General features: G+C 64.9%; 20 protein-coding genes and 1 pseudogene. 15 read left to right on the top strand and 6 right to left on the bottom strand.

What is annotated here, in order from left to right; genetic code table 11:
* Positions 1–65: 65 nt before the first annotated feature.
* Positions 66–461, bottom strand: a complete 396-nt coding sequence (locus IPF76_RS02650) for a YkvA family protein (protein ID WP_293839276.1) — start codon at positions 459–461, stop codon at positions 66–68.
* A gap of 24 nt (positions 462–485) precedes the next feature.
* Between IPF76_RS02650 and IPF76_RS02645 the strand changes: the two are divergent.
* A pseudogene (locus IPF76_RS02645) lies at positions 486–1,477 on the top strand (dipeptide epimerase).
* 146 nt (positions 1,478–1,623) lie between these two features.
* Here IPF76_RS02645 and IPF76_RS02640 read toward each other — a convergent pair.
* Positions 1,624–2,088 carry a pyridoxamine 5'-phosphate oxidase family protein gene (locus IPF76_RS02640; RefSeq protein WP_293839273.1) on the bottom strand — a complete coding sequence of 155 codons (465 nt, stop codon included), beginning with the start codon at positions 2,086–2,088 and terminating at the stop codon, positions 1,624–1,626.
* Positions 2,089–2,154: 66 nt separating this feature from the next.
* Positions 2,155–2,679 (bottom strand): S41 family peptidase, encoded by a 525-nt coding sequence (locus IPF76_RS02635; protein WP_293839270.1) that lies wholly within the window; start codon positions 2,677–2,679, stop codon positions 2,155–2,157.
* Positions 2,680–2,942: 263 nt separating this feature from the next.
* Between IPF76_RS02635 and IPF76_RS02630 the strand changes: the two genes are divergently transcribed.
* Positions 2,943–5,222: an FdhF/YdeP family oxidoreductase gene (locus IPF76_RS02630; protein ID WP_293839267.1), complete on the top strand. Its 2,280-nt coding sequence runs from the start codon at positions 2,943–2,945 to the stop codon at positions 5,220–5,222.
* A complete protein-coding gene (locus IPF76_RS02625) occupies positions 5,215–5,865 on the top strand; it encodes a DUF1345 domain-containing protein (protein ID WP_293839264.1) in 651 nt (216 codons plus the stop codon). Before IPF76_RS02630 ends, IPF76_RS02625 begins: the two co-directional genes overlap by 8 nt.
* Here the strand turns inward: IPF76_RS02625 and IPF76_RS02620 are convergent.
* Positions 5,860–6,369, bottom strand: a complete 510-nt coding sequence (locus tag IPF76_RS02620) for a molybdenum cofactor guanylyltransferase (protein ID WP_293839261.1) — start codon at positions 6,367–6,369, stop codon at positions 5,860–5,862. The genes IPF76_RS02625 and IPF76_RS02620 overlap by 6 nt on opposite strands.
* Entirely contained in the window at positions 6,366–7,262 is an 897-nt protein-coding gene (gene fdhD / locus IPF76_RS02615; protein ID WP_366498991.1) for a formate dehydrogenase accessory sulfurtransferase FdhD, read from the bottom strand. The genes IPF76_RS02620 and fdhD overlap by 4 nt, the downstream gene beginning before the upstream one ends.
* A 6-nt stretch (positions 7,263–7,268) precedes the next feature.
* Here fdhD and IPF76_RS02610 point away from each other — a divergent pair, with 6 nt between their 5' ends.
* Complete coding sequence (locus IPF76_RS02610; RefSeq protein ID WP_293839258.1) at positions 7,269–7,934, top strand: MOSC domain-containing protein; 666 nt, start codon at positions 7,269–7,271, stop codon at positions 7,932–7,934.
* Here the strand turns inward: IPF76_RS02610 and glpD are convergent.
* Complete coding sequence (glpD, locus tag IPF76_RS02605; protein ID WP_293839255.1) at positions 7,931–9,439, bottom strand: glycerol-3-phosphate dehydrogenase; 1,509 nt, start codon at positions 9,437–9,439, stop codon at positions 7,931–7,933. The genes IPF76_RS02610 and glpD overlap by 4 nt on opposite strands.
* Positions 9,440–9,729: 290 nt before the next feature.
* On the opposite strand from glpD, the gene zwf reads away from it, so the two are divergent.
* The 11 genes from zwf (at position 9,730) to IPF76_RS02550 (ending at position 24,600) form a co-directional block, all read left to right on the top strand.
* A complete protein-coding gene (gene zwf, locus IPF76_RS02600; protein WP_293841861.1) occupies positions 9,730–11,133 on the top strand; it encodes a glucose-6-phosphate dehydrogenase in 1,404 nt (467 codons plus the stop codon).
* The gene (edd, locus tag IPF76_RS02595; RefSeq protein ID WP_293839252.1) at positions 11,126–12,967 is read left to right on the top strand and encodes a phosphogluconate dehydratase; all 1,842 of its coding nucleotides are present in this window, start codon (positions 11,126–11,128) and stop codon (positions 12,965–12,967) included. Before zwf ends, edd begins: the two co-directional genes overlap by 8 nt.
* Before the next feature lie 94 nt (positions 12,968–13,061).
* Positions 13,062–13,685 carry a bifunctional 4-hydroxy-2-oxoglutarate aldolase/2-dehydro-3-deoxy-phosphogluconate aldolase gene (locus IPF76_RS02590; RefSeq protein ID WP_293839249.1) on the top strand — a complete coding sequence of 208 codons (624 nt, stop codon included), beginning with the start codon at positions 13,062–13,064 and terminating at the stop codon, positions 13,683–13,685.
* An 89-nt stretch (positions 13,686–13,774) separates the two neighbouring features.
* The gene (locus IPF76_RS02585) at positions 13,775–15,361 is read left to right on the top strand and encodes an HAD-IB family hydrolase (RefSeq protein WP_293839246.1); all 1,587 of its coding nucleotides are present in this window, start codon (positions 13,775–13,777) and stop codon (positions 15,359–15,361) included.
* 105 nt (positions 15,362–15,466) lie between these two features.
* Positions 15,467–17,806: a glycerol-3-phosphate 1-O-acyltransferase gene (locus IPF76_RS02580; RefSeq protein ID WP_293839243.1), complete on the top strand. Its 2,340-nt coding sequence runs from the start codon at positions 15,467–15,469 to the stop codon at positions 17,804–17,806.
* Between the two features lie 123 nt (positions 17,807–17,929).
* On the top strand, positions 17,930–19,507 hold the full coding sequence (locus tag IPF76_RS02575) for a wax ester/triacylglycerol synthase family O-acyltransferase (RefSeq protein WP_293839240.1): 1,578 nt from the start codon (positions 17,930–17,932) through the stop codon (positions 19,505–19,507).
* A 22-nt stretch (positions 19,508–19,529) separates the two neighbouring features.
* The gene (locus tag IPF76_RS02570) at positions 19,530–20,981 is read left to right on the top strand and encodes a DUF3336 domain-containing protein (RefSeq protein WP_293839237.1); all 1,452 of its coding nucleotides are present in this window, start codon (positions 19,530–19,532) and stop codon (positions 20,979–20,981) included.
* A 1-nt stretch (position 20,982) separates the two neighbouring features.
* Positions 20,983–21,831, top strand: a complete 849-nt coding sequence (locus IPF76_RS02565; protein WP_293839234.1) for an alpha/beta hydrolase — start codon at positions 20,983–20,985, stop codon at positions 21,829–21,831.
* Between the two features lie 38 nt (positions 21,832–21,869).
* Positions 21,870–22,802 carry an alpha/beta hydrolase gene (locus IPF76_RS02560; protein WP_293839231.1) on the top strand — a complete coding sequence of 311 codons (933 nt, stop codon included), beginning with the start codon at positions 21,870–21,872 and terminating at the stop codon, positions 22,800–22,802.
* 334 nt (positions 22,803–23,136) lie between these two features.
* Positions 23,137–24,138, top strand: a complete 1,002-nt coding sequence (locus IPF76_RS02555; RefSeq protein ID WP_293839227.1) for an NAD(P)H-dependent glycerol-3-phosphate dehydrogenase — start codon at positions 23,137–23,139, stop codon at positions 24,136–24,138.
* A 123-nt stretch (positions 24,139–24,261) separates the two neighbouring features.
* Positions 24,262–24,600: a hypothetical protein gene (locus tag IPF76_RS02550; RefSeq protein ID WP_293839224.1), complete on the top strand. Its 339-nt coding sequence runs from the start codon at positions 24,262–24,264 to the stop codon at positions 24,598–24,600.
* The last annotated feature ends 16 nt before the right edge of the window (positions 24,601–24,616 follow it).

Below are 24,616 nucleotides of genomic sequence, written 5' to 3'. Positions count from 1 at the left end.
TTCGCCGGGGGGCATGAGGGCTGCTCCACCCCCTTGACGGACGTTCCGACGCATAATTGCGGGATTCAATGCATCGGCGACGTCCGCACCGCCCAATAAACCAGATAGAGCGATCCCGCCCACAGCAGCAGGATAAACGCCATCCCCGTGCGGCTCGACGGGCGTTCGCTGGCGGCTTCCGCGGCGGCGTGGAGTTCGGCCCATAGCGCGGCGGGGATCAGGCGGCGGACCGCCCACAGGCCGAGCGGCACGATGATCAGGTCGTCGAGCCATCCCAGCACCGGAATGAAATCGGGGATCAGGTCGATCGGCGACAGCGCATAAGCCGCGACCGCGATCGCGAGGAAACGCGCAAGCAGCGGCACCCGCGGATCGCGTGCAGCGAACCATGCGGCGTGCGCCTCCACCGCGAGACGGTGGCCAACGTCGCCGATGCGTTCGGAAAGGGATTTGCCGGTCATCGCGATCTACCCTAGCCTTCCCGCATGGCTATCCAACTGAAAAGCGCACGCGTCGAGCGTTGGGCGGTCGCGGGATCATTCGTGAGCGCGCGCGGCGCCAAGACCTTTGTCGATGTCGTCATCGCCGAGGTCGAGGGTGCGGGCGCGATCGGGCGTGGCGAAGGAACCCCAGTCTATTATCTGGGCGAGGATGCCGCGGGGTGCCGCGATGCGATTCTGCGCACCGCCCCCCATATCGGCGACATGGGTGCGGTCGAGGCGCGGGCCGCGGTGCAGGAATTGCTGGCGCCCGGCGCCGCGCGCAACGCGCTCGACTGCGCGCTGTGGGATCTGGAAGCGAAACAGCGCGGGCTGCGGCTCTGGCAAGTGACCGGCTGCGACGGCGCGCCGACCGCGCGGGTTACCGCCTTCACCATCTCGTTCGGATCGCCGGGGGCAATGGCCGAACAGGCCGCGACCGCCGAAGCCGATGGTTTTCGCCTGCTCAAGATCAAGCTGACCGGAGAGAATGATCGGCTGCGGGTGGCGGCGGTGCGCAAGGGGCGCCCGAGGCGCGGCTGATCGTCGACGCCAATGAAATGTGGGGGCAGCTCGACATATTGGCGGAGGCCGAGGCTCTTGCCGATTTCGGCGTTGAGATGATCGAGCAGCCGGTCGGGGTCGGCGCCGACGCGCTGCTCGACCCCATCTATGCGCCGATTCCCTTTGTTGCCGATGAAAGCTGTCAGACCGCGGCCGATGTCGCGCGGATCGGGGCGTTCTACGATGGGGTGAACATCAAGCTCGACAAGGCGGGCGGGCTGACCGAGGCACTGCGGATCGCCGACGCCGCCGACGCGACGGGCCTGTCGATCATGGTCGGCTGCATGCTGTCGACGAGCCTGGCGATCGCACCCGCGTTCGTGCTGGCGCAGCGCGCGCGCTGGGTAGATCTCGACGGTCCGGCGCTGCTGGGGCGCGACCGCGAGGGTGGCTTCGAGTTTCGCGAGGGGCGGATCGGTCCGCCAGTCGGTTGACAAGTTCCTCCCCGTCGCGCAGCGATGGGGAACGACACCGCCGCCGCAGGCGGTGGTCGAGGGGCCACGACGGCTACGTCAAAGCCCCTCCGTGAGCGCTTCGCGCTGCCACCTCCCCCTGGCTACGCCGGAGGGAGGATTTGAAATTACAGCGCTACCTCGGCATGCTGACCAAGTTCGCCTTCCTTCATCGTCATGCCAGTCATCAGCTTGAAAATGCCCTTGATCCCCGGATCGGCGGTCCAGATTTCGGCGTCGGCGAGTTCGAAACGCAGCAGGACCAGCTTGGGATCGTCTTTGCCACCTTCGTACCAGGCCGCGACACCATTGCTCCACAGCTTGTCGAGCACCGCGCGGTCGCTTTCATGGACCAACGTTCCCGAAATACAGGCGAACAGCTCATGACCCTTCGACGCAAATTGCGCCATCGCGGGACCCCCGCCCGATAAGCGGTTGTCGGTCGAGGTAAAGAACCAAAAGGCGCTGTTGGCGTCCTTGTCGAGCTGGGCGTTCATCGGAATATGATGCTCGCGCTCGCCAGTCGCGCCGATCATCACATAGGGGCTGTCGGCCAAGGCTTTCCAAAACTGTTCTTTGATGTCGTCGCTCATCGGGTGCTCCTTATTTTGCGCGTGGATGAGTGCCTAACGCGCCACTGCCCCCCAATGTTGCGCCGCTCAGCTCGCGGGCGCGTCTAACTGACGTTCGATCCAGCCGGGCTGGGCGATGAAGGCGGTAAAGCCCGTCGCGGGAAGCCGGGTTGGCATCATGTTATCAGTCTGGTTGGCAAAGCCACCGGTCGGTCGCCCGACCACGGTGGCGAGTTTGTGATCCTGCATCGTCGTGGCGAACAAAATGCCGGCCGAATAGGTCAGCTCGTCGATGAGCACGGCAACGCGGCCTTTGAATCGCGTGTCGGCGGGCGCGGGCTGGATCAGTTTGTCATCGACGACAAGTTCGCGCATCGACCCAGCGGCGCCGCGATAATCGAGCAGGCCATTATTCTCGTCGTGCAGCCGCTCGCGCGCCCGCGACACCTGTGCGGCGGGAGGGTTCTGGACGGATTGGATGATACGCGCACCCGCGTCGCTCTGGCCGCCGGTGTTGCCGCGCACGTCAATGATCAGCCGCGATACGCCGGGCTCGCTGATCGCCGCGAACAATCTGGTCGGCGGCGCGTTCCAGCACGCCGCCGCTGCCAATCTGAGTATCGAGTTTCGGTGTGGCTGCCTGACGATCTGCGATGACGGACCCGGCCTTGTGACGACAACCGATATATTCGGCCCTTCATCAAAGGCGAAACGAGCGAAGGCAGTGGGCTTGGTCTCGATACTTCGCGGCGGTTGTGCGCCGCCGCCGGCATCGGCCTGACCAGCGGTGTTGGACCGCACAGGCGCGGCGCCCGTTTCACGCAATTATTCGCCGACGATAGAAAATCGCGCTGATATGGTCTAATCCTGTCGCCATGCCCGACCAGAGACCCCGCTATCGAACTTATACCAGCGCCGCGGGTGGTTGGGGCGCTGCCGCGGCAACCGCCAAGGTGCTGCTCGAACAAAGCGTTGTCGGCAAGGGATCGCGCGCGCTGCTGGCGATGAACCAGCCGGGCGGGTTCAAATGTCCGAGCTGCGCCTTTCCAGACGCGACTTGCACCAAGAAGCTCGAGTTCTGCGAAAACGGTGCCAAGGCGCTCGCGCACGAGGCGACAAAGTTCCGCGTCACGCGCGAATTTTTCGCGGCGCACAGCGTGTCGGCGCTGATGGAGCAGTCGGATTATTGGCTCGAGATGCAGGGTCGGCTGACCGAGCCGATGCGCTATGACCCCGCGACCGACTATTATGTACCCGTCAGCTGGGACGATGCCTTCGCGCTGATCGGTCGGCATCTGCGCGCGCTCGACAGCCCGCACCAGGCCGAATTCTACACCTCGGGTCGCACAGCTAACGAGACGGCGTTCCTCTACTCGATCTTCGTGCGCGAGTTTGGCACCAATAATTTCCCCGACTGTTCGAACATGTGCCACGAGCCGACAAGCCGCGGGCTGCCGCCGTCGATCGGGATCGGCAAGGGCACGGTGATCCTCGACGATTTCGAACATGCCGAGGCAATTTTCCTGATGGGTCACAATGCGGGAACCAACGCGCCGCGGATGATGACCCCGCTGGTCGAGGCGCGAAAGCGCGGCGTCCCGATCGTCGCGGTCAACCCGATGCCCGAACGCGCGCTCGTCCGCTTCACCGAGCCGCAGGACATCGTTCAGATGGCGACCTTCGCATCGACCGAGGTCACCAGCGAGTTTGTCCATATCCGGATCGGCGGCGACTTGGCGCTGATCAAGGGCATGATGAAGGTCATGTTCGAGCGCGACGCCGCGGGCGAGGCGGTTTTCGACCATGACTTCATTGCCGAGCACACCGATGGTTTTGCTGCACTCAAGGCCGACATCGCAGGGCAGGAGTGGCCCGCGATCGTCGAAGCATCGGGGCTCGACGAGGCGCAGATCCGCCGTTGCGCCGACATTTATATCCGCTCGCGAGCGACGATCATCTGCTACGGTATGGGAGTAACCCAGCACCAGCAGGGCTCGCAGCTGGTCCAGCAGATCGCCAATCTGTTGCTGCTCAGGGGCAATTTTGGCAAGCCTGGGGCCGGCATCTCGCCGATCCGGGGCCATTCAAACGTCCAGGGCGACCGCACCGTCGGGATCGATGAGAAACCGAGCCAGGCTTATCTGGACAAGGTGCGCGAGGTGCTCGGGTTCGAGCCGCCGCGCGAAAACGGGCATCACACTGTCGAATCGGTCGAGGCGATGCTGAACGGCACCGCCAAGGTTTTCATCGGCCTTGGCGGCAATTTTGTGCGCGCGGTGCCCGATACCGACCGAGCCTATGACGCGATGCGTCAGCTTGACCTGACCGTCGGGATCGCGACAAAACTCAATCGCGGGCATCTGGTCCATGGCAAGGACGCGTTGATCCTGCCCGTCGTCGCTCGCTCGGAACGGATCGAAACCGCGGCGGGCGAACAGTTCGTCACGATCGAGGATTCGATGTCGAACGTGACCGCCTCGCGCGGCGTGCTCGAACCCGCAAGCCCCCATCTGCTGACCGAGACCGAAATCGTCTGCCGCATGGCGGTGGCGACGCTGCCTAACAGCAAGGTCGATTGGGCCGGCTATATCGACGATTACAGCCTGATCCGCGACAAGATCGCTGCAGTCTATCCCGCGATCTACGAAGACTTCTCCGAGCGGATCAAGGCGCCAACCGGCTTCCACCTCGACATCCCGCCGCGCCGCCGCGCGTGGGCGACCTCGAACGGCAAAGCGAATTTCCTGATCCTGCCAGGGCTCGCGGTCAACGCGCCGGTCGCCGACCCGACCATGCTGCGGCTCGCCACCGTGCGCTCGCACGACCAGTTCAACACGACGATCTACAGCTACAACGACCGCTATCGCGGCGTGTACAATGATCGGATGGTGCTGTTCATGAACGCCGACGACATCGCCGACCGCCAGCTGGCAGCAGGGGCGAAAGTCGCGCTCGAAACCATCACCGACGATGGCATCGTCCGCCGCGTCGAAGGGCTGACGATCATCGACTATCCGATGTCACGCGGGTCGGTCGCGGGCTATTATCCCGAGCTCAACCCGCTGCTGCCGCTCGCTTTTTACGACAAGACCAGCGGCTGTCCGGCGGCGAAGGCGATCCCGGTCCGCGTCGTGGCGGTCGGCGCCGTTGCCTAAGCGCACGCAAATCGCCGTCGGTCACCGCATCGCCCCGGCACGCTTCCTGCTCTTTGCTGGCGCGCTAATCGTCGCGGGCGGCGGCGCGTCGGTGCTCGGTTGCGATCCGCGCACCGCGCTGCTCATCGGTTTCGACATCGCCACGCTTGTCTTTCTGGGCGCCATCGCGCCCCTGCTCGGTGCCGACGCCGATCGGATGCGGCGCACGGCCGAAAGCAACGACGCCAACCGCGCCGGGCTGCTCGCGATTGCGGTGCTGCTGTCGCTGGTGATCCTGTTCGCGGTGGGGACGCTGATCGCCGGTCCGGACGCGCTCGACCGCAGCGCGATTGTTCTGATCATCGCGACGCTGGCGCTGGCGTGGCTGTTCGCGAACATGGTATTCACCCTCCACTATGCGCATCTCTATTATCTGCAGATGGAGGGCCACGACCAGGGTGGTATTGAGGTGCCGGGGATCAAAGAGCCCGGATATTGGGATTTCCTGTATTTCGCTTTCACGCTCGGGATGACCTTCCAGACGTCGGACATCACCATATCGGGCGCGCATATGCGCCGCGTCGTGCTCGGCCATTGCATGGCGGCGTTCATCTTCAACATGGGCATATTGGCGTTCACCGTGAACGCCATCGGCGGGTCATAGACTCCGCAGCTGCTGCAGGTCTGCGATGCCGTTGATGTTCGGCGGCACGAAATCGCTCGCCACCGCGCGCGCTCCGATCCGGCGGGCAAAAGCGCGGACGGCCAGATCGTCGCCATCCGTCAACACCGCCTTCAGGTCGTCGAGCGCCGAGACGGGCCAAAGGCCGATCACCGGCTGCGTGGCGAGGAAAGCCGGAGCCGGTTCGAGCAGTTCGCGCACGTCGGGTGGCAGGCGCACGCAATCAACGGAAACGGTCAGCACCTGATTAAAACCCTGATCGACTGCGTGGATCAGCGCCGCGGCGATGCCGCCCAGCGGCCCCATGTCCGCCCGCGGCCAGTCGGCGATTTTCCCTCTGCCGACAACGACGACCGCGTCGCAATGCGGGCGTAGCGCCGCCAGCGCATGATCCAGCAGCGTCTGCCCGTCCAACATCGCGACCGCCTTGTCGGAGCCAAAGCGACGCGACTGACCGCCCGCCAGCACCGCGCCCAGCGTCTTCACGCGATCATCCCCCGCGCGTCGTTGATGACCAGCGCCGAATCCGCGCGCGCCAATGCGACCAGCGTCAGCCCCGCCTGCACCGCGCGCTCCGCGGCGAGGCTGGTCGGTGCCGAAATGGTCACCAGCATCGGACACCCCGCGCGCACCGTTTTTTCGACCAGTTCGTAACTGCACCGCGCCGACAGCAGGATAAAGCCGGTAGCCGGGTCGGTCCCTGCGCGCGCCAGCGCTCCGATCAGCTTGTCGAGCGCATTGTGCCGCCCGACATCTTCGCGCGCGCACAGGATTTCGCCCGTCGGCGCACAAAAAGCAGCGGCATGCACCGCGCCGGTGGCTTGGCCCAGCGGCTGATGATCGCGCAGCGCCGCCAGCGCGGCAGCAATCGCGTCGCGGTCGGTGGCGATGCGCGCGGTCAGCGGCGGCAGCGGGCGCAGGACCTGCTCGATATTCTCGATCCCGCACAGCCCGCAGCTGCTCTCGCTCACCCGCTGGCGCGCGCGTTCGAGCGCGATCGCCTTGCGTTCTGACGGTACCCAGATGCGCAGCGCCCAGCCGCCCTCGACCGGGTGAATGTCGATGCGCTCGATCTGGTCTGGCGTTTCGACCAGCCCTTCGCTCAGCGCGAAGCCCAGGCCATAATCCTCCAGATCGACCGGGGTCGCCATCATCACCGCATAGCCGATGCCGCCGACCTCGATCGACACCGGCGCCTCCACCGCAAGGCTGCGGACCAGCGCCGCGTCGCCGGGTTCAGCGAGGCCGAGCCGTTGCACCGTGAGATTGATTGATTGCTGCTCGGGTTTCATCGCAGCCTTGTCCCGCGCGGCGACGCCAATGGCAAGCCAGCTTGTCTGGCGTGGGACGATTGCGATTTCCGGCGTGCAGCGTATCAATCGCCCATGCAAACGCCGATTCTCGCGGTCCTTTTGGGCGAGGTGCGCCCCTTTCGAGGCGAGCGCGAACCGAGCGCGATCGGCAAACTTCCCGTCGAGCATGCGGTCGCGGTCGGCACGACGGGGCTGGCCGGCGACGAGCAGGCCGATCGCACCGTCCATGGCGGCGTCGACAAGGCGATCCACCATTATCCTGCCGATCATTATGCGTGGTGGCGTCAGCATCTGGGCAATGCGCCGTTGCTGGATGCACCAGGCGCGTTCGGCGAGAATATCTCGACCACAGGCTTCGACGAAACCAACGTCTGCCTCGGCGACCGCTTCCGCCTCGGTACCGCGCTCGTCGAGGTCAGCCAGGCGCGCCAGCCCTGCTGGAAACTCGACCATCGTTTCGGCACTAAGGGCGTTATGGCCGCGGTGGTGAAGACGCGGCGGACCGGCTGGTATTACCGCGTCATCGAGGCGGGGCAGGTGCGCGCGGGCGACAGTCTCGAACTGTTGGAACGCCCCTATCCCGACTGGCCGCTGGCATCGCTGTTCGGCCTGCTGATCGGCGGCGAAGCGAAGGATCGCCCCGCAGACCTGCGCGCGTTGCGCGAGATTCCGGTGCTCGCCGAAAGCTGGAAAGTCCGCCGCGCCAAGCTCGCGGAGCAATATGGCGCCGACCTTTAAGGGCGTTCGCTCCTGCGGCCGAGCCACGCGGCAAGCTTCGCCACATCCTCCGCGCTGAAATGCAGCCCCAGCTTGCTGCGCCGCCACAATATGTCGTCGGTCGTCTGCGCCCATTCCTGCTCGACCAGCCACGCCGCCTCTGCCACGCTCAGTCCGTTCGCAATCTCGCCGCCGAGCGCGTCCCAGCCGTCGGCATCGCCCAGCCAGCTCCGCGCGTCGGTGCCATAGGCCTTGACGATGCGATCGACCGTTGCTGCGGCCAGGAAGGGATAGGCGAGCTTGATTTCGGCCTTGAGCGCCGCCGCGCCGCTGATCGGGAAATCGCCACCCGGCAGCGCCGTTTTGCCGGTCCAGGGATTCCCCGACAGTGCTGGCACATGGCCCACCAGCGCGTCGACTGCTGCCTCGGCGACATGGCGATAGCTGGTGATCTTGCCGCCATAGATGGTGAGCAGCGGAGCGCCCTCTGCCATGTCGAGATCGATGCGATAGCCGCGCGTCGCTGCCTCGGGACGCCCTGAGCCATCCTCGATCAGCGGCCGCACTCCCGAATAGGTCCATATCACGTCGGCGGAGGTGATGGCGTCGCGGAAATACAGGCTGGCGCCCTCGCACAGATATGCGATTTCGTCGGCGCTTGCCCGCGCTTCGCTGGCGGGGCCATCATGATCGACGTCGGTCGTACCGATCAGCGTGAAGTCGCGCTCATAGGGGATCGCAAAGAATATCCGCCCGTCGGGCAGCTGGAAGAAATAGGCATAGTCGTGCTGGAACAACCGCCGCACCACGATATGCGACCCGCGCACCAGCCGCATCTTATGATCGGGCTCGGCATCGGCGCGCTTGAGCAGGTCGAGCACTGCCGGTCCGGCCGCATTGACGATCGCGCGGCCGGTGAAGCGATAGCTATGACCGTTGTCGCAGCTCGCCTCGACGACCCACAGCCCGTCTTCGCAGCGCAGCATGTCGGCGCGGGTGCGGGTGCGGACCTTGGCGCCATGCTCGGCGGCGTCGCGCGCATTGAGTACTACCAGCCGCGCGTCATCGACCCAGCCGTCCGAATATTCAAAGCCATGCGTATATTGCGGCTGCAACACCTCGCCCGCGACGTGGCGGCGAAGGTCGATCGAGAGCGTTGCGGGCAGCTTTTTGCGCCCGCCGATATGGTCATAGAGAAACAACCCGAGCCGCAGCAGCCAGCGCGGGCGGAGCCCCGGCCGGTGCGGCAGCACGAAGCGCAGCGGCCAGATGATGTGCGGCGCGATGCCCCACAGGGTCTCGCGTTCCTTCAGCGCCTCGCGCACCAGGCCGAATTCATAATGCTCCAGATAACGCAGCCCGCCATGGATCAGCTTGGTCGATGCCGACGAGGTGCCCTGCGCCAGATCGCCCGCCTCGAGCAGCAGCACTCGCGCCCCGCGTCCCGCGGCGTCGCGCGCGACTCCGGCGCCGTTGACCCCGCCGCCGACGACGATGACATCATAGGGAAGGGCGCTGTCGGGCATGGGAGTGTTCTTAGAATCCTTCTTCGCGGGATTGAACCCATCCTTTAGGCGGTGCGGCCGGCAATCGTCACCCCGGACTTGATCCGGGGTCGATGACGTCGCCGCTTGCATGGATCTCGGATTCAAGTCCGGGTTGACGAAGGGCAGGGAATCGCCGCGGCTTACGTATGCGCGTTGCAATCATGCCCCCGCTCCGCCATTTCCCCTGATGGATATCCAAGGGGACTGGCGTGAGCGTGAAAGTCGAAACATTGGTGCTGTTCGGCGCGACGGGCGACCTCGCGCAGCGCATGCTCTTTCCCTCGCTCTATAATCTCCACCTCGACGGGCTGCTCGCCGACGCGCTGACGATCATCGGATCGGGGCGCTCGAAGATGGACCGTGACGCGGTCCAGCAGCAGGTGCGCGAGGCGCTGGCCGAGCATCTGCCCGACGACCGAATTGAAGACGCTGCCGTCGCGGCCTTTCTCGCGCGCATCGACTATTGCGCGATCGATGCCGGGTCGGGCACGGGCTATGACGAGCTTGCCGCGCTGCTCGGCGACCGGATGCAGCGCCCGATCGGTGTCTATCTTTCGACCCCGCCATCGATGTTCGGACCGATCGCGCAGGGGCTGAAGGCCGCGGGCATCGCCTGCGCCGAATGCCGCATCGCGATGGAAAAGCCGATCGGCCACGACCTCGCTTCGTCGCGCGAAGTCAATCAACAGGTCGGCGATGCCTTCGCCGAGGACCATGTGTTCCGCATCGACCATTATCTCGGCAAGGAAACGGTGCAGAACCTGCTCGCGCTGCGCTTTGCCAATATGTTGTTCGAGCCGCTGTGGAATGCGCAGGCGATCGACCATGTCCAGATCACCGTCGCCGAAACCGTCGGTCTCGAAGGCCGCGTCTCCTATTATGACGGGGTCGGCGCGCTCAAGGACATGGTCCAGAACCATATGCTCCAGCTGCTCTCGATCATCGCGATGGAACCGCCGTCGAGCGTGTCGTCGACCGCGGTGCGCGACGAGAAGGTCAAGTTGCTCCGTTCGCTGCGCAAGCTGACCGCCGAGGACGTGAAGGCGCATAGCGTGAAGGGGCAGTATAGCAGCGGCGCGGTCAATGGCAGCGCGGTCGCGGGCTATGCCGACGAGCTGGGTCAACCGTCGAACACCGAAACCTTCGTCGCGATCAAGGCCTATATCGACAATTGGCGCTGGAAGGGCGTGCCCTTTTATCTGCGCACCGGCAAGCGCATGCCCCAGCGCAAGTCCGAAGTGCTGATCCAGTTCAAGCCGGTACCGCACAACATCTTTGCGCGGGTCGGGGCAGGCAAGCTCGACGCCAATATGATGATCATCAACCTGCAGCCCGAAGAGAATATCCGCGTTAAGGTGATGGCGAAACAGCCAGGGCTCGACCGCGACGGGGTGAAGCTGAAAGAGGTGACAATGGACGTCTCGCTCTCGCACAGCTTCGCGGGCGAACGGCGGCGGATTGCGTACGAACGCCTGCTGCTCGATTTCATCGAGGGCGACCAGACCCTGTTCGTGCGCCGCGATGAGGTCGAGGCGCAATGGCAGTGGATCGATTCGATCCGCGACGCCTGGGCCGCGGTCGACATGGCGCCGCAGAGCTATACGGCGGGCAGTTGGGGTCCGTCGAGCGCGATCGCGCTGATCGAACGCGACGGGGCAAGCTGGCATGACTGATCTTCACCCCGCCATCGCAAAAGTGACCGAGCGGATCGTCGAGCGCAGCCGCAAGGGCCGCGCCGCCTATCTCGACCTGATGGACCGCCAGCGCCAAGCGGGGACCAACCGCGGCAATCTGTCGTGCGGCAACCTCGCGCATGGCTTCGCCGCGGCGGGCGACGACAAGCCGGTGATCCGCACCGGCTGCGCGATGAACATCGGGATCGTCACCAGCTACAACGACATGCTCTCGGCGCATCAGCCCTATGGCCGCTACCCCGAGCAGATCAAACTCTTTGCGCGCGAAGTCGGCGCCACCGCGCAGGTCGCGGGCGGCGTCCCTGCGATGTGCGACGGGGTGACGCAGGGGCAGGCGGGCATGGACCTGTCGCTGTTCAGTCGCGACAATATCGCGCAAGGGACCGCGATCGCGCTCAGCCATGCGATGTTCGAGAGCGTGTTGCTGCTCGGCATCTGCGACAAGATCGTCCCCGGTCTGCTGATCGGCGCGCTGCGCTTCGGCCATCTGCCGCAGATATTGATCCCCGCCGGGCCGATGCCTTCGGGGCTCGCCAACAAGGAAAAACAGCGCGTCCGCCAGCTTTATGCCGAAGGCAAGGCGACCCGCGACGAACTGCTCGACGCCGAAGCGGCCTCCTATCATGGCGCGGGCACCTGCACCTTTTACGGCACTGCCAACAGCAACCAGATGATGATGGAGTTGATGGGGCTCCACATCCCCGGCAGCGCCTTCACCAACCCCGGCACCAAATTGCGCCAAGAGCTCACCCGCGCCGCAACGCACCGGGTGGCCGCGATCGGCTGGGACGGCGACGACTATCGCCCGCTGGCGCGCTGCGTCGACGAGAAGGCGATCATCAACGCTGCGATCGGGCTGCTCGCGACGGGCGGGTCGACCAACCACGCGATCCACCTGCCGGCGATCGCGCGCGCGGCGGGGATCATCATCGACTGGCAGGATTTCGACGAGCTCAGCCATGCGGTGCCGCTGCTCGCGCGCGTTTATCCGAACGGCGCGGGCGATGTGAACAATTTCCATGCCGCAGGCGGCATCGGCTATATCGTGCGCGAGTTGCTCGATGCGAGGCTGCTGCACGGCGATGTGCTGACGGTGGGCGGGACGATGGCCGACTATGCGAGCGAGCCCGTGCTCGCCGAGGATGCGCTGCAATGGCAACCCGCGCCCACCGAAAGCCGCGACGACACGATGCTGCGTCCCGTTATCGCGCCTTTTTCGCCCGACGGCGGGATGCGCCTGCTCACGGGCAATCTCGGCCGCGCGATTATCAAGACGAGCGCGGTCGCCGAAGATCGCTGGACGATCGAGGCGCCGTGCCGGATCTTCGACAATCAGGACGCGGTGCTGGCGGCGTTCAAGGCGGGTGAACTCGAACAAGACGCCATCGTCGTCGTCCGTTTTCAGGGGCCGCGCGCCAACGGTATGCCCGAACTTCACAAGCTGACCCCCGCACTCGGCGTGCTGCAGGACCGCGGTTTCCGCGTCGCGCTGCTCACCGACGGACGGATGTCGGGCGCCAGCGGCAAGGTGCCCGCGGTAATCCACCTCTCGCCCGAGGCGCTGCCCGGCGCCGACGGGGTCAGCGGCCCGCTGGCCTTCCTCACCGACGGCGACATCGTCCGCGTCTGCGCGCGCCAGGGCGAAGTGCTGGCGCTGGTCGACCCCGCAATCTGGGCCGCGCGCACCCCCGCCGTTGCGCCGCCGCCTGCGCTCGGCGTAGGCCGCGAACTGTTCGCCCTGTTCCGCCACCACGCCGACGAAGCCGAAAAGGGCGGGTCGGCGGTGTTGGCGGCGATGGAGAGCGTGATTTAGTCCGGCGCCCCCCCCCGCGAAGGCGGGGGCCGCCATCGGCTTTGCGCCAACTTGCCAACCGCCCCGCCTTCGCGGGGGCGACGAAGGAATAGAAATGACCGACCAATCGATCGACCAGATCATGCGCCTTGCCCCCGTCATCCCGGTGATCGTCATCGACCGGGTCGAAGACGCGGTGCCGATGGCCGAGGCGCTCGTCGCGGGCGGGCTGACGGTTCTGGAGGTCACCCTCCGCACCCCTGCCGCGCTCGACGCGATCACCGCGATGAAAGCCGTGAAAGGCGCTATCGTCGGCGCGGGGACCGTGCTCGACCCTGCGATGCTGGCGGGCGCAATCCACGCCGGCGCCGAGTTCATCGTCTCGCCCGGGCTCACCGACAATCTCGGCAAGGCCGCAGTCGCCAGCGGCATTCCGTTCCTGCCAGGTACCGCCAACGCCGGCGACATCATGCGCGGGATGGACCTCGGCCTCGACCGCTTCAAATTCTTTCCCGCGGCGACCAGTGGCGGCATTCCGGCGCTGAAAGCGCTTGCCGGTCCCTTCAGTCAGGCGCGCTTCTGCCCGACCGGCGGCATCAGCCTGTCGACTGCACCCGACTGGCTCGCGCTCGAAGCGGTGGTGTGCGTCGGCGGCAGCTGGGTGGTCCCGTCGGGGCCGCTCGATCCCGCGCGGATCGAGACGCTGGCGCGCGAGGCAGCGGCACTTTCGCGCCATTGATAAACGCCATCTTTACTGTCACTGTGCCTAGGTAAAGCGGCATTATAGCCGTTGGTGGGGAGACAGACGTGGCGAGGCCGCAACCGCATTTGGATGAAGTTCTAGCATCGGAGCCGGGGTCGCATATCGCCGCGCTGTTCGATTTCGACGGCACCATCATCTCGGGCTATTCCGCCACGGCGATGCTGCGCGAGAAATTCCAGCGCCGCGAAATGTCGATGGAAGAGATCGCCGAAACCGTGCAGGTTATCGCGCAGCACAGCCTCGGCACCATCGGATTTTCCGGCCTGATGTCGGGCGCCGCGAAATTCATGAAAGGCGTCGAGGAACAAAGGTTTATCGAGTTCGGCGAAGAGCTCTACAAAAAGCATATCGCGCGCAAGATTTACCCCGAAACCCGCGCGATCATCGAGGCGCATCAGGCGAAGGGGCACCGCGTCGCGATCATCTCGTCGGCGACGATCTATCAAATCGAACCGACCGCGCGCGACCTTGGTATCACGGACATCAAATGCTCGGCCTATGAAATCGAGGATGGTGTCTTCACCGGCGACATCATCCGCCCGCTCTGTTTCGGGGACGGCAAGGTGCTCGCCGCCGAGGAACTCGCCGTCGAATATGGCCTCGATCTCGACCAGAGCTTTTTCTATTCGGACAGCGACGACGATATCGAACTGCTGGAACGCGTCGGCAAGCCGCGCCCGCTCAACCCGAATTTGAAACTGAAAGCCATTGCCGAGGAAAATGGCTGGCCGGTGCAGCGATTCGGCAGCCGCGGCACGCCAAGCTGGGTCGATTACACCCGCACCATTTACGCCACGGGCTCGCTTGTTGGCGCCTTTGCCGCCGGCCTGCCGATCTGGGCGCTGACGCGCTCACAGCGCGAGGCAGCGAATTTCTCGATCGGGCTGTTCGGCGATTTCGCGACCGCGATCACCGGGGTCGAACTCGAGGTCGAGGACGAAAAGAACCTGTGGTCTTCTCGACCCTGCGTCTTCATCTTCAACCACCAGAGCAAGGCCGATGTGATGATCCTCGCCAAGCTCATCCGCCGCGACATGGGCGGAGTGGGCAAGAAAGAGATCAAGAACATCCCCATCCTCGGCAAGCTGATGGAATGGGGCGGCACTGTCTTCGTCGACCGCGCCGACGGCAAGAGCGCGATCAAGGCGATGGAGCCGCTGGTCGACGCGATCAAGATCGAGGGCAAGTCGATCTGCATCTCGCCCGAAGGCACGCGCAGCCTGACCCCGAAGCTTGAACCGTTCAAGAAGGGTGGCTTCCACCTGGCGATGCAGGCCGGGGTGCCGATCGTCCCGATCGTGATCCATAACGCCACCGACGTCGCGCCGAAGAACGAGTTCGTGATGCGGCCCGCAACGGTGCGCGTCACCGTGTTGCCGCCGGTCGATACGGCGGGGTGGACCCCGCGGACGATTAACAACCATGTCCGCGATGTCCGTAACATGTTCTTGCGTACCCTCGGCCAGCCCGAGGAAAGCGTGGCGGAATCGGTGGCGAAGGAACCTACGCCAGAGGCTGCTGTCCCCGAGGTGAAGGCCGAAAAAGCCAAGTCCAAGAAGACAGTGGCCAAAAAACCCGCCGCGAAGAAAAAGGCGCCCGCGACAAAGGCGGCCACCAAGAAAGCCTCCCCGAGAAAGGGAAGGGCGACCTAGCGCATGGTTCACCTCGTTATTGCGAGCGTAGCGAAGCAATCCAGGGCGGCCCGCCCCACGCTGGATTGCTTCGCTACGCTCGCAATAACGGAGGGGTTTTAACCAGTGGCCGACGGAACCGCCCGCACCCCCATTATAACGGAGGATGCGGCCGACCGGCTCTACATCATCGACGCGCGCAACGGTGTCGAACGCCAGCTCTTGCTCGACTGGGTTCATGCCACTGCGGGCGAGACTGAGCCGCAATGGGCCAGCCTTGCGATCGCCGACGACGACCATGCCCTGCCGCTCGAAACGCTCCGCGCTCGGCTCGACGGGCAGCCGTCACGCCAGGTGGTGCCGCTGCGCGTCGCGTGGCGCATTCCGGGCTTCGAGCGCGACCGCGCACTCAAATTCCGCCACATCATCTTCGGCGACCCGCGCCATCCCGGGCCGCTCCGCGCGCGGCTGATCCTGCTCCGCGACCGCCGCCGCGCGCAAATATTGGTCGGTGACGCGGCGACGCTCGACGCGCTGCGTAGCCGGTTCGCGGCGCAAACCGGCGGCGGCGATGCGGCTGGCCCCGATGGCGCCGAATTCGCCGGTTTCGTCGCGCGGCAGGCGGGGCTCGCGCTCGACGTCGCCGAACGCGGCATCCGCGGCACCCGCTACAAGGTGCCGCGCTTCGTCGCCGATGGCCTGCGCACCAGCCCCAAATTCCGCGCCGCACTCGCCGAATTGTCCGAGGCAACCGGCCGCCCGGTCGCGGATCTGTTTCGCGAAGCCCGCCCGCTAATGAAAGAGGTCGTCGCGCGGCCCAGCGCGCTGTTCCTCGACCTGCGCGCCCGGCTCGACCGCATGATGTTCGGCGGCTACGCGCCCGAAATGGAGGTCGACGCCGCCGAGCTCGCGCGGCTCCGCGCGATCCTGCGCGAGCATCCGACCGCGATCCTTTTTACCCACAAAACCTATATCGATGGCGCGACGCCCAGCCGCCTCACTTACGAAAACGACATGCCGATGCTGCACAGCTTCGGCGGTGCCAATCTCGACTTTGCAGTGATGGGCGAATTTTTCCGCCGCTCGGGGATGATCTTCATCCGCCGCAGCTTTCAGGACCAGCCGGTCTATAAGCTCGTGCTGCGCCACTATATCGCTTGGCTGCTCGCGAAGCGTTTCCCGCTCAGCTGGGCATTCGAGGGCACGCGCTCGCGGCTCGGCAAGCTGATGCCGCCCAAATATGGCCTGATGAAATATGTCCTCGACGCCGCCCACGCGACGGGGACACGCGGGGTCCATTTTGTCCCCTTTGTCACCAGCTTCGACTTGATCCGCGATGTCGAGGAATATGCCGCCGAACAGACGGGGCGCAGCAAAAAGCCCGAGAGCCTGTCGTGGTTCATTGGCTATATGAAGAGCCTGCGCGAACCGTCAGGGCGCATCCGGCTCGACATCGGCAACCCGGTGGTGATCGACACCGCGCCCGGTGCCGACGACAAGCGCGCGCTCGAAAAAATCGCCTTTGCGGTCGCGGTCGAGGCGAACCGGGTGACGCCGCTGACGGTGACTTCGGTGATGTGCCTGATCCTGCTCGGCATGGCGCCGCGCGGGGCCACCTCGGCCGAACTGCTCGGCGCGATCGGTGCGGTGACCGACTGGGCGCGGGCGCGCGGCATCCGGATCAGCAGCGAACTGGGCAGCGGAGACGACGCCGCGCTTTCCGCCACCGTCGATACGCTCGTCACCAGCGGGCTGCTCACCCGCTACGAAGCGGGCAGCGAAAATGTCTATTCGATCGACCCCGCCAAACATCCGATGGCGAGCTATTATCGCAACATCATTGCGCATCATTTCCTCAACCGCGCGATGATCGAACTCGCGCTGTTCGAACTGCGCGACGCCGATAGCCGCGACGCGACAGCGGCGTTCTGGGACGAGATCGATCGCCTGCGAGACCTGTTCAAATTCGAATTCTTCTATCCGCCGCGCGACGAGCATATGGCCGCCTTGCGCGCCGAACTTGAACGCATCGACCCGCTGTGGGACCGTCGCCTCGCCAGCGGCGACCGCGGCATCGTGCAGCTGCTGCGCCGTTGCCAGCCCGTTGTCGGCCACGCGATCCTGCTGCCTTATGCCGAGGCCTATTCGGTTGTCGCCGATCTGCTCGCGCGCGCACGGCTTGGCGATGCGGTCGATGAAAAGGCCTTGCTCGACGCCGCGCTGACCGAGGGCAAGCAGGCCTATCTGCTCCGCCGGATCAGCAGCGAAGCCGCTATCGGCAAATTGCTGTTCGCCAACGGCCTGTCGCTGATGCGCCATATGGGGTTCGCCGAGCCCGCGACGCCCGACATCCTCGCGGCGCGCCGCGCGTTACTGATGGAACTGCGCGGGCTGGCGAACGTGATGGAGACGATGCGGCTGTCGACTGTCGCGCTGGCGGATCGGTTGCCGGGGGGCGATCAATGAGCGCGCCTCGCCCAACCTCGTCATCCCGGCGAAGCCCGGAAACTCGGCGGTGCATTATATATCGAGGTCGAGATCCCGGCCTTCGCCGGGATGACGGCAGAATTGATTTCAGAGGACCCTAACATGCTCAAACAGCTCAGCGCGCAGGACGCCCAGTTCCTCTACACCCAGACGGCTAACAACCTGACCCACATCATGGGGGTCTATATCTACGACCCCTCGACCGCCCCGGGCGGCTTCGTGCGCTTCAAGGACATCATCCGCCACGTCGAAAGCCGCGTCCACACCTCGCCTTTGTTCAAGCGCCGCCTCCACCGCCTGCCGTTCGACATGGACCATCCCTATTGGGTCGAGGACGAGCATTTCGATGTCGAGGCGCATATGAGCCACGCGCGCCTGCCCGAGCCCGGCGACTGGCGGCAATTCTGCATCGCCGTGGCGCGCTATTTCTCGAAACCGATGGATATGAACCGCCCGCTGTGGGATATTTATATCATCGAGGGGCTCGACCGTATTCCGGGCATACCCAAAGGCAGCTTCGCGATGCTCCACCGCGTCCACCACGCCGCGGTCGATGGCGCGTCGGGGGCCCATGCCTTCATCGCGATGAGCGACTTCGATGCCAAGGGCACCCCCGCGATCGCCGAACCGCCGCCGGTCGAGGATCTGGGCGATGCGCCATCGAGCGCCGAAACGCTGTCGCGCGCCTGGTCGGCATCGCTGCAATCGCCGGTGAAGTTCATGAACGCGCTGATGAAAATGTCGCCGGCCATCATCTCGTCGGCGCGCAAGGCGATGGCCGAGGGCGGGATGACCGCAGGGGTACCCGAAACGCGCTTCAACGTGCCCGTCGGCCCACACAAGATGTTCGACGGCACTTCAGTGGCGCTCGCCGATGTCGCGGTAGTCCGTAAGAAGGTGCCGGGCGCGACGGTCAACGACGTCGTGCTGACCACCGTCGGCGGCGCGCTGCGCAAATATCTGGTGAAGCACAAGGAACTGCCCAAGGACAGCCTGGTCGCGGTCGCGCCGATCAATCTGCGCGGCAAGGAAAAGGGAGCGGGCAAAGCCAGCACCCCCGGCAATCAGGTCTCGGCAATGAGCGTCCCGGTGCGCTCCGACATCGCCGACCCGCTCGCGCGCCTCGCGGCGATCCGCGACTATACGGTTCAGGCAAAGGAGGCGAAGGCTGGGGTCAGCGCGCGGATCATGACGGACCTGTCGCAGCATATCCCCGGCGCGACGATGGCGGCGGTCGCGCGGCTCGTCACCAGCGAACGCTTCGCGGTGCGCGGCACCAACCTCTTCATCTCGAACGTCCCCGGCGCGCAGGTTCCGCTCTATCTGGCGGGCGCGCAGCTCGTCATGCAGCATGGCATGGCGCCGCTCGCGAACAATATGGGGCTGTTCGTCGCGACCCCCAGCTACAACGGCCGCATCGCCTTTTCGATCATCTGCGAGCGCGCGATCATGCCCGACATCGCCTTTTTCCGCGAATGTATCGAGGAAAGTTTTGCTGACCTGATGGCGGGGGTGCCGAAAGCCGAAAAGACCAAAGCCGCTACGGCAACGCCGAAACCGGCGCCCAAGACGGCGCCAAAACCGAAGGCGAAACCGAAAGCCGTCCCGAAACCTGCCACCAAACCGCGGGCGAAACCGGTTGCCAAAGGCAACGCAACCCGCAAGACTCCGAAAAAATAACCATGTTCTGCAGGACGACTAGATGCTTTTCACCCCGACGCTCAGCGCCGACCGCGATCTTGTGACTGCGCCCGATTACATCGCCTGGGCCAAGGCCGCACGCGAGCATGACAAGAAATCGGGGCTTCAGACGTGGCGCGACGCCGACGAGAGCAAGCATTTCGATTACAAGGCGATCCGCGCCCGGCTCGAACGGCTGCGCAAACTGTCGGCGGCGGGCGACGTCAAGGGGCTGCTGTTCGTCCTCAACGAGGGCATTCACGGCAATATCGACGGCATGGGCCACGAGCGCCTCTATCAAAAGGCGCGCTTCGGCACGAAGACGCTGATCGAGGATTATGTCGCCGAGGTCGTCGACTCATTGGGCAAGATCGCCGCGGCGCGCAGCATCCCCCGCGAGGAAAAGCGCGACTTCTTCCGCCGCGCCCAGCATTGCTACGGCCGCTCGGCGCTGCTGTTGTCGGGCTCGGGCAGCTTCCTGTTCTTCCACATCGGCGTCGTGAAAGCTTTGTGGTCCGAAGGCGTGCTCCCCGCGATCATGTCGGGCGCCAGCGGGGGATCGATCGTTGCCGCGGTCGTCTGCACCCGCAAGGACAGCGAAATCGGCGCGCTGCTCGAAAGCGAGCGTCTCGCCAATCCGGCGCGCGATCCCAAACAAAAGCGGCTGGCGTCGGACGAGGTGCGCGACCGGCTTGCCGACCTGATCCCCGACCTGACCTTTCAGGAAGCGTTCGAAATCAGCGGCCGCCACCTAAACGTCTCGGTCGCGCCCGCCGAAAAGCATCAGAACGGCCGCCTCCTTAACGCAATCACCGCGCCCAACGTGCTGATCCGCGAAGCGGTGCTCGCATCGTGCGCGGTTCCCGGCGTCTTCCCGCCGGTAATGCTGATGGCGCGCGACGACAAGGGCGAGCGGATCGCGTACCAGCCCGATCGGCGCTGGGTCGACGGGTCGGTGACGCACGATATCCCGACCAAGCGGCTCGAACGCCTCTATGGGGTCAACCACCATATCGTCAGCCAGGCCAACCCGATCGCGCTGCCCTTCGCGACCGATACGCGCAAGCAGATGGCGCCGATCGAGGCCATTCAACATGCGTCGATGGCGACCTTCAAGGCGTGGCTGAATGCCAATATGATCATTTTCCAGAAACCGCTCGAATGGGTGCCACCGCTCAACAGTCTCGCCAACATGGCGCGTTCGGTGATCAATCAGGAATATACCGGCGACATCAACATCATCCGCCCGCCCAAATTCTGGTCGCCCGCGAAGATCCTGAGCGATCTGGGGCAGGAGGATATCGACGAACTGATTGACACCGGCGAGCGCACCGCCTGGCCCAAGGTCGAAATGGTCCGTACCCAGACCGCGATCAGCCGTGCGCTCGAAGGCATATTGGCCAGGATCGACCGCGCGGGCGACGACGGCCCCGGCCACCGCAGCACCGCGGCGCTGAAGAAGGCCGTCCGCTAATATGTCGGCGGTGATCCTGCCCGCGGGATCGGTCGGTGCCGGGGCAAAGCTCCACGTCACGCACTGGCTGCCCGCAGGCCTGCCAAACGCCGTGGTGCTGCTCGCGCACGGCTATGCCGAACATGCGGGGCGCTACGGCCATGTCGCGCAGCGGCTGACCGACGCGGGCTATGCGGTCTATGCGATCGACCATTGGGGGCACGGCCTGTCGGACGGCGACGGAGGTTTCGTCCCGCGCTTTTCGGCATTCACCGACGGCATGGCTGAACTGCTGACCCTGGTTGAGGTCAACCATGGCTCCACCCCGCGCCTGCTGCTCGGCCACAGCATGGGCGGGCTGATTTCGACTTTGTTCCTGATCGAGCGCGAGCAAGCGTTCGCTGCTGCTGCGCTCTCCGGCCCCGCGATCGTCCCCGCCACGCCGCCCTCGCGCTTCACAGTCTGGATCAGCCGCTTCCTGTCACGCTTCTTCCCGCGCCTCGGCGTGCTGTCGCTCGACGCCAATGGCGTCAGCCGCGATCCCGCGGTGGTCGCCGCCTATCTCGCTGACCCGCTCGTTTACACCGGCAAGATCGGCGCGCGGCTCGGCAAGGAATTCATGGACGCGATGGCCGCGGCGCAGGCGGGCGCTCCCCGGATCACGCTGCCGATCCTGCTCCAGCATGGTGAGTTGGACAGCCTCGCGTCGGCTCAAGGATCTCAATATCTGTTCGATCAGGTTGGCTCGGCCGACAAGACGCTCAAAATCTACCCAGCCCTGTTCCACGAAATTTACAACGAGCCGGAACGCGATGCGGTGCTGGACGATTTGATCGGCTGGTTCGACGCGCGCGTGTCGAAAGCAGAATAAACCCCGCCCCTGAAGGGGAGGGGTTAAAGGACCAGACCATGAAAATCCTCCTCATCCTCCTCTTCGCCCCGCTCATCGCGCTCGGGCTGATGTATTTCATCTTCCCGGGCCGCCTCGTGGCGCTCGGGCGGGCGCTGCTGCGCCAGCGCGGACGGATGGTGCAGAAAAGCATCACCGTCGATGGCCGCAGTTGGCCCTATCTGGAGGGTGGAGACCCGGCGAAACCCTTGCTGCTGCTCGTCCACGGCTTTGCCGGCGACAAGGACAACTGGTCGATGATCGCGCCGCACCTCACTCGCGACTATCATGTCATCGCGCCCGACCTGCCGGGCTTCGGCGAGAATGAGCGCAATCCCGACCTGGCCTATGATCTTGGCGCGCAGACCGCGCGGCTCAAGCAGTTCGCCGACACGCTCGGTCTGGACCGCCCGCATGTCGGCGGCAACAGCATGGGCGGCTGGATCGCGCTGCGATACGCGATCGACTATCCGGAAGCGCTCGCCAGCCTGATCCTGCTCAACAACGCCGGGGTCAACGGCGCGAACGAAAGCGATCTGCAGAAACAGGCGGCGAATGAGGATTATAACCCGCTCGTCCTTGCGGGGCTCGAGGACGCCGACCGGCTGGTCGGCATGGTCGTCCACAAACCGCCCTATATCCCGGCGCGGCTCAAACCGGTGCTCTACGCCGACGCGCTCAAATATCGCGACCAACTCGACGGCATATTCTGGACGATCGCCAACGAAGGCCGTGACCATCCGCTCAACGAGCGGCTCGGCGAGGTCAAGGCGCCGACGTTGATCATCTGGGGCCGCCACGACCGCCTGCTCGACGTCAGCTGCGTGCCCGTGCTCGAAGCGGGAATCGCGGGCAGCCAGAGCCACATTTTCGAACATGTCGGCCATGTCCCGATGATTGAGGATCCCAAGGCGACCGCCGCGGTGATGAAGGCATTTCTGGCCAAACACTGATCCTCCCTGTGGCGACGTGTTCAGACTGGGGACATGACAGACAGGTGTTCGGAGACATGGTTTACAGGTCTCGCGTTTCATTGGGAATGCCGTGGAGTGATATGGATTTGATTTTCTGATGCCGGAAGAAGGCATCGAACTCGCCGTCACGCGGTGTCGGTCGCAGGGCGATGATTTTTTTGATGAACGCCTTGGGGAACCGGAAGGGACGGTTTTTGAAGCTGACCCAGCCGTTGGCCCACCTTCCCGAAATGTAAGACAACACGCTTGGCCAACCATTCTTGCCAAGCTGTAAAACTCTCGCCACTCTCCCCACAAAACAGGGGAGAGAAATATGCGCCTGAAGGTCGGCCTGCTCGGTGGGGGCAGCTGGGGGACGACGGTCGCGGCGGTGGTGTCGCGCAACGCCCCGATCACCCTGTGGGCGCGCGATGCCGAGACCGTCAAGGGCATCAACCGCGACAATGAGAACCGCAAATACCTGCCCGGCATCAAACTGCCGACTACGCTGCGCGCGACCAGCGACATGGCCGAGGTCGTCGCGGGCGCCGACGTCCTCATCATGGGCGTCCCCTCGCACAGCTTTCGCGCGGTGCTCGAGGAGGCACGCGAGCACCTCCGCCCATGGGTACCCGTCATCAGCCTGACCAAAGGCCTCGAACTCTCGTCGGGCAAAAGGATGACCGAACTCATCGAGGAAGTGCTCCCCGGCCACCCCGTCGGTGTCCTCACCGGCCCCAATCTCGCGCGCGAGATCATGACGGGGCAGGCGGCGGCAAGCGTGTTGTCGATGGAGGATGAGATCGTCGTCCGCGCGCTCCAGCCGGTGTTCCATTCGGGTCTGTTCCGCGTGTACACCAACACCGACCTGCTCGGCTGCGAACTTGGCGGGGTGCTCAAGAATATCATCGCGATCGCGGTCGGCATGGGCGATGGGCTGGGGGCGGGGGACAACACCCGCTCGGCTCTGATGACGCGCGGGCTGGCCGAGATCACGCGGCTGGGCGTCGCGATGGGCGGGCGTCCTGAAACCTTTGCCGGCCTCACCGGCATGGGCGACCTGATCGCGACCTGCACCAGCCCGCTCAGCCGCAACCGCCATGTCGGGGTCGAACTCGGCAAGGGACGCCCGATCGACGAAATCATCGCGGGGATGAATATGGTCGCCGAGGGGGTGAAGAGCGCGCCGACCGTGATCGCGCTCGCCGAGCGCTACAATCTCGACATGCCGATCGCGCGCGACGTGTTCGATGTCACGCAGGGCAAACGCAGCGCGCAGGAGGTGTTTCGCGGGCTGCTCCGCTCGGCGGTGGGCGACGAAGCGCACCCCGGCTGACTCGTCGGCGCCAAATCCACCGCCAACCGTGCCGAATGTCCGTTTAGCCGCGAAGACATTCGCTGCCTGCTTCGTTGACTCCCCTGACCGCCCGGCAACGGCCGGACAATCAGGAGATGGACGATGAAAAAATGGACCACCCTTGCAGTCATTCTGGCGCTCCCCGCCACCGCCGCGGTTGCTGCCGTTCCCTATAAATCGATGCCGCCAGGGTTCGAAGCGCCGCCGATCCGCGAGCGGCCAATCGCGGGCGTCGTCAACCAGCAATGGTATAATTACAAAACCGACATTCTCGAGGCGGAAAAGGAGCTGACCAGCGACCTGCGCCGCGCCACCGACCGCGAAGATCGCTGGGATGCGTGGGATGAATGGGAAACCGAGATTGTCGACGCCGACAAGGATTATGTGAAGGAAATGCGTAAGAAGGGTTATCGCAGCGGCCGCGTGACGGTCGGAGGTTAAGTTTCCCCGGAGCTGT

This window comes from Sphingopyxis sp. (assembly GCF_016704835.1).
Taxonomy (GTDB): Bacteria; Pseudomonadota; Alphaproteobacteria; order Sphingomonadales; family Sphingomonadaceae; genus Sphingopyxis.
This window is presented reverse-complemented; position numbering and strand designations above follow the sequence as displayed.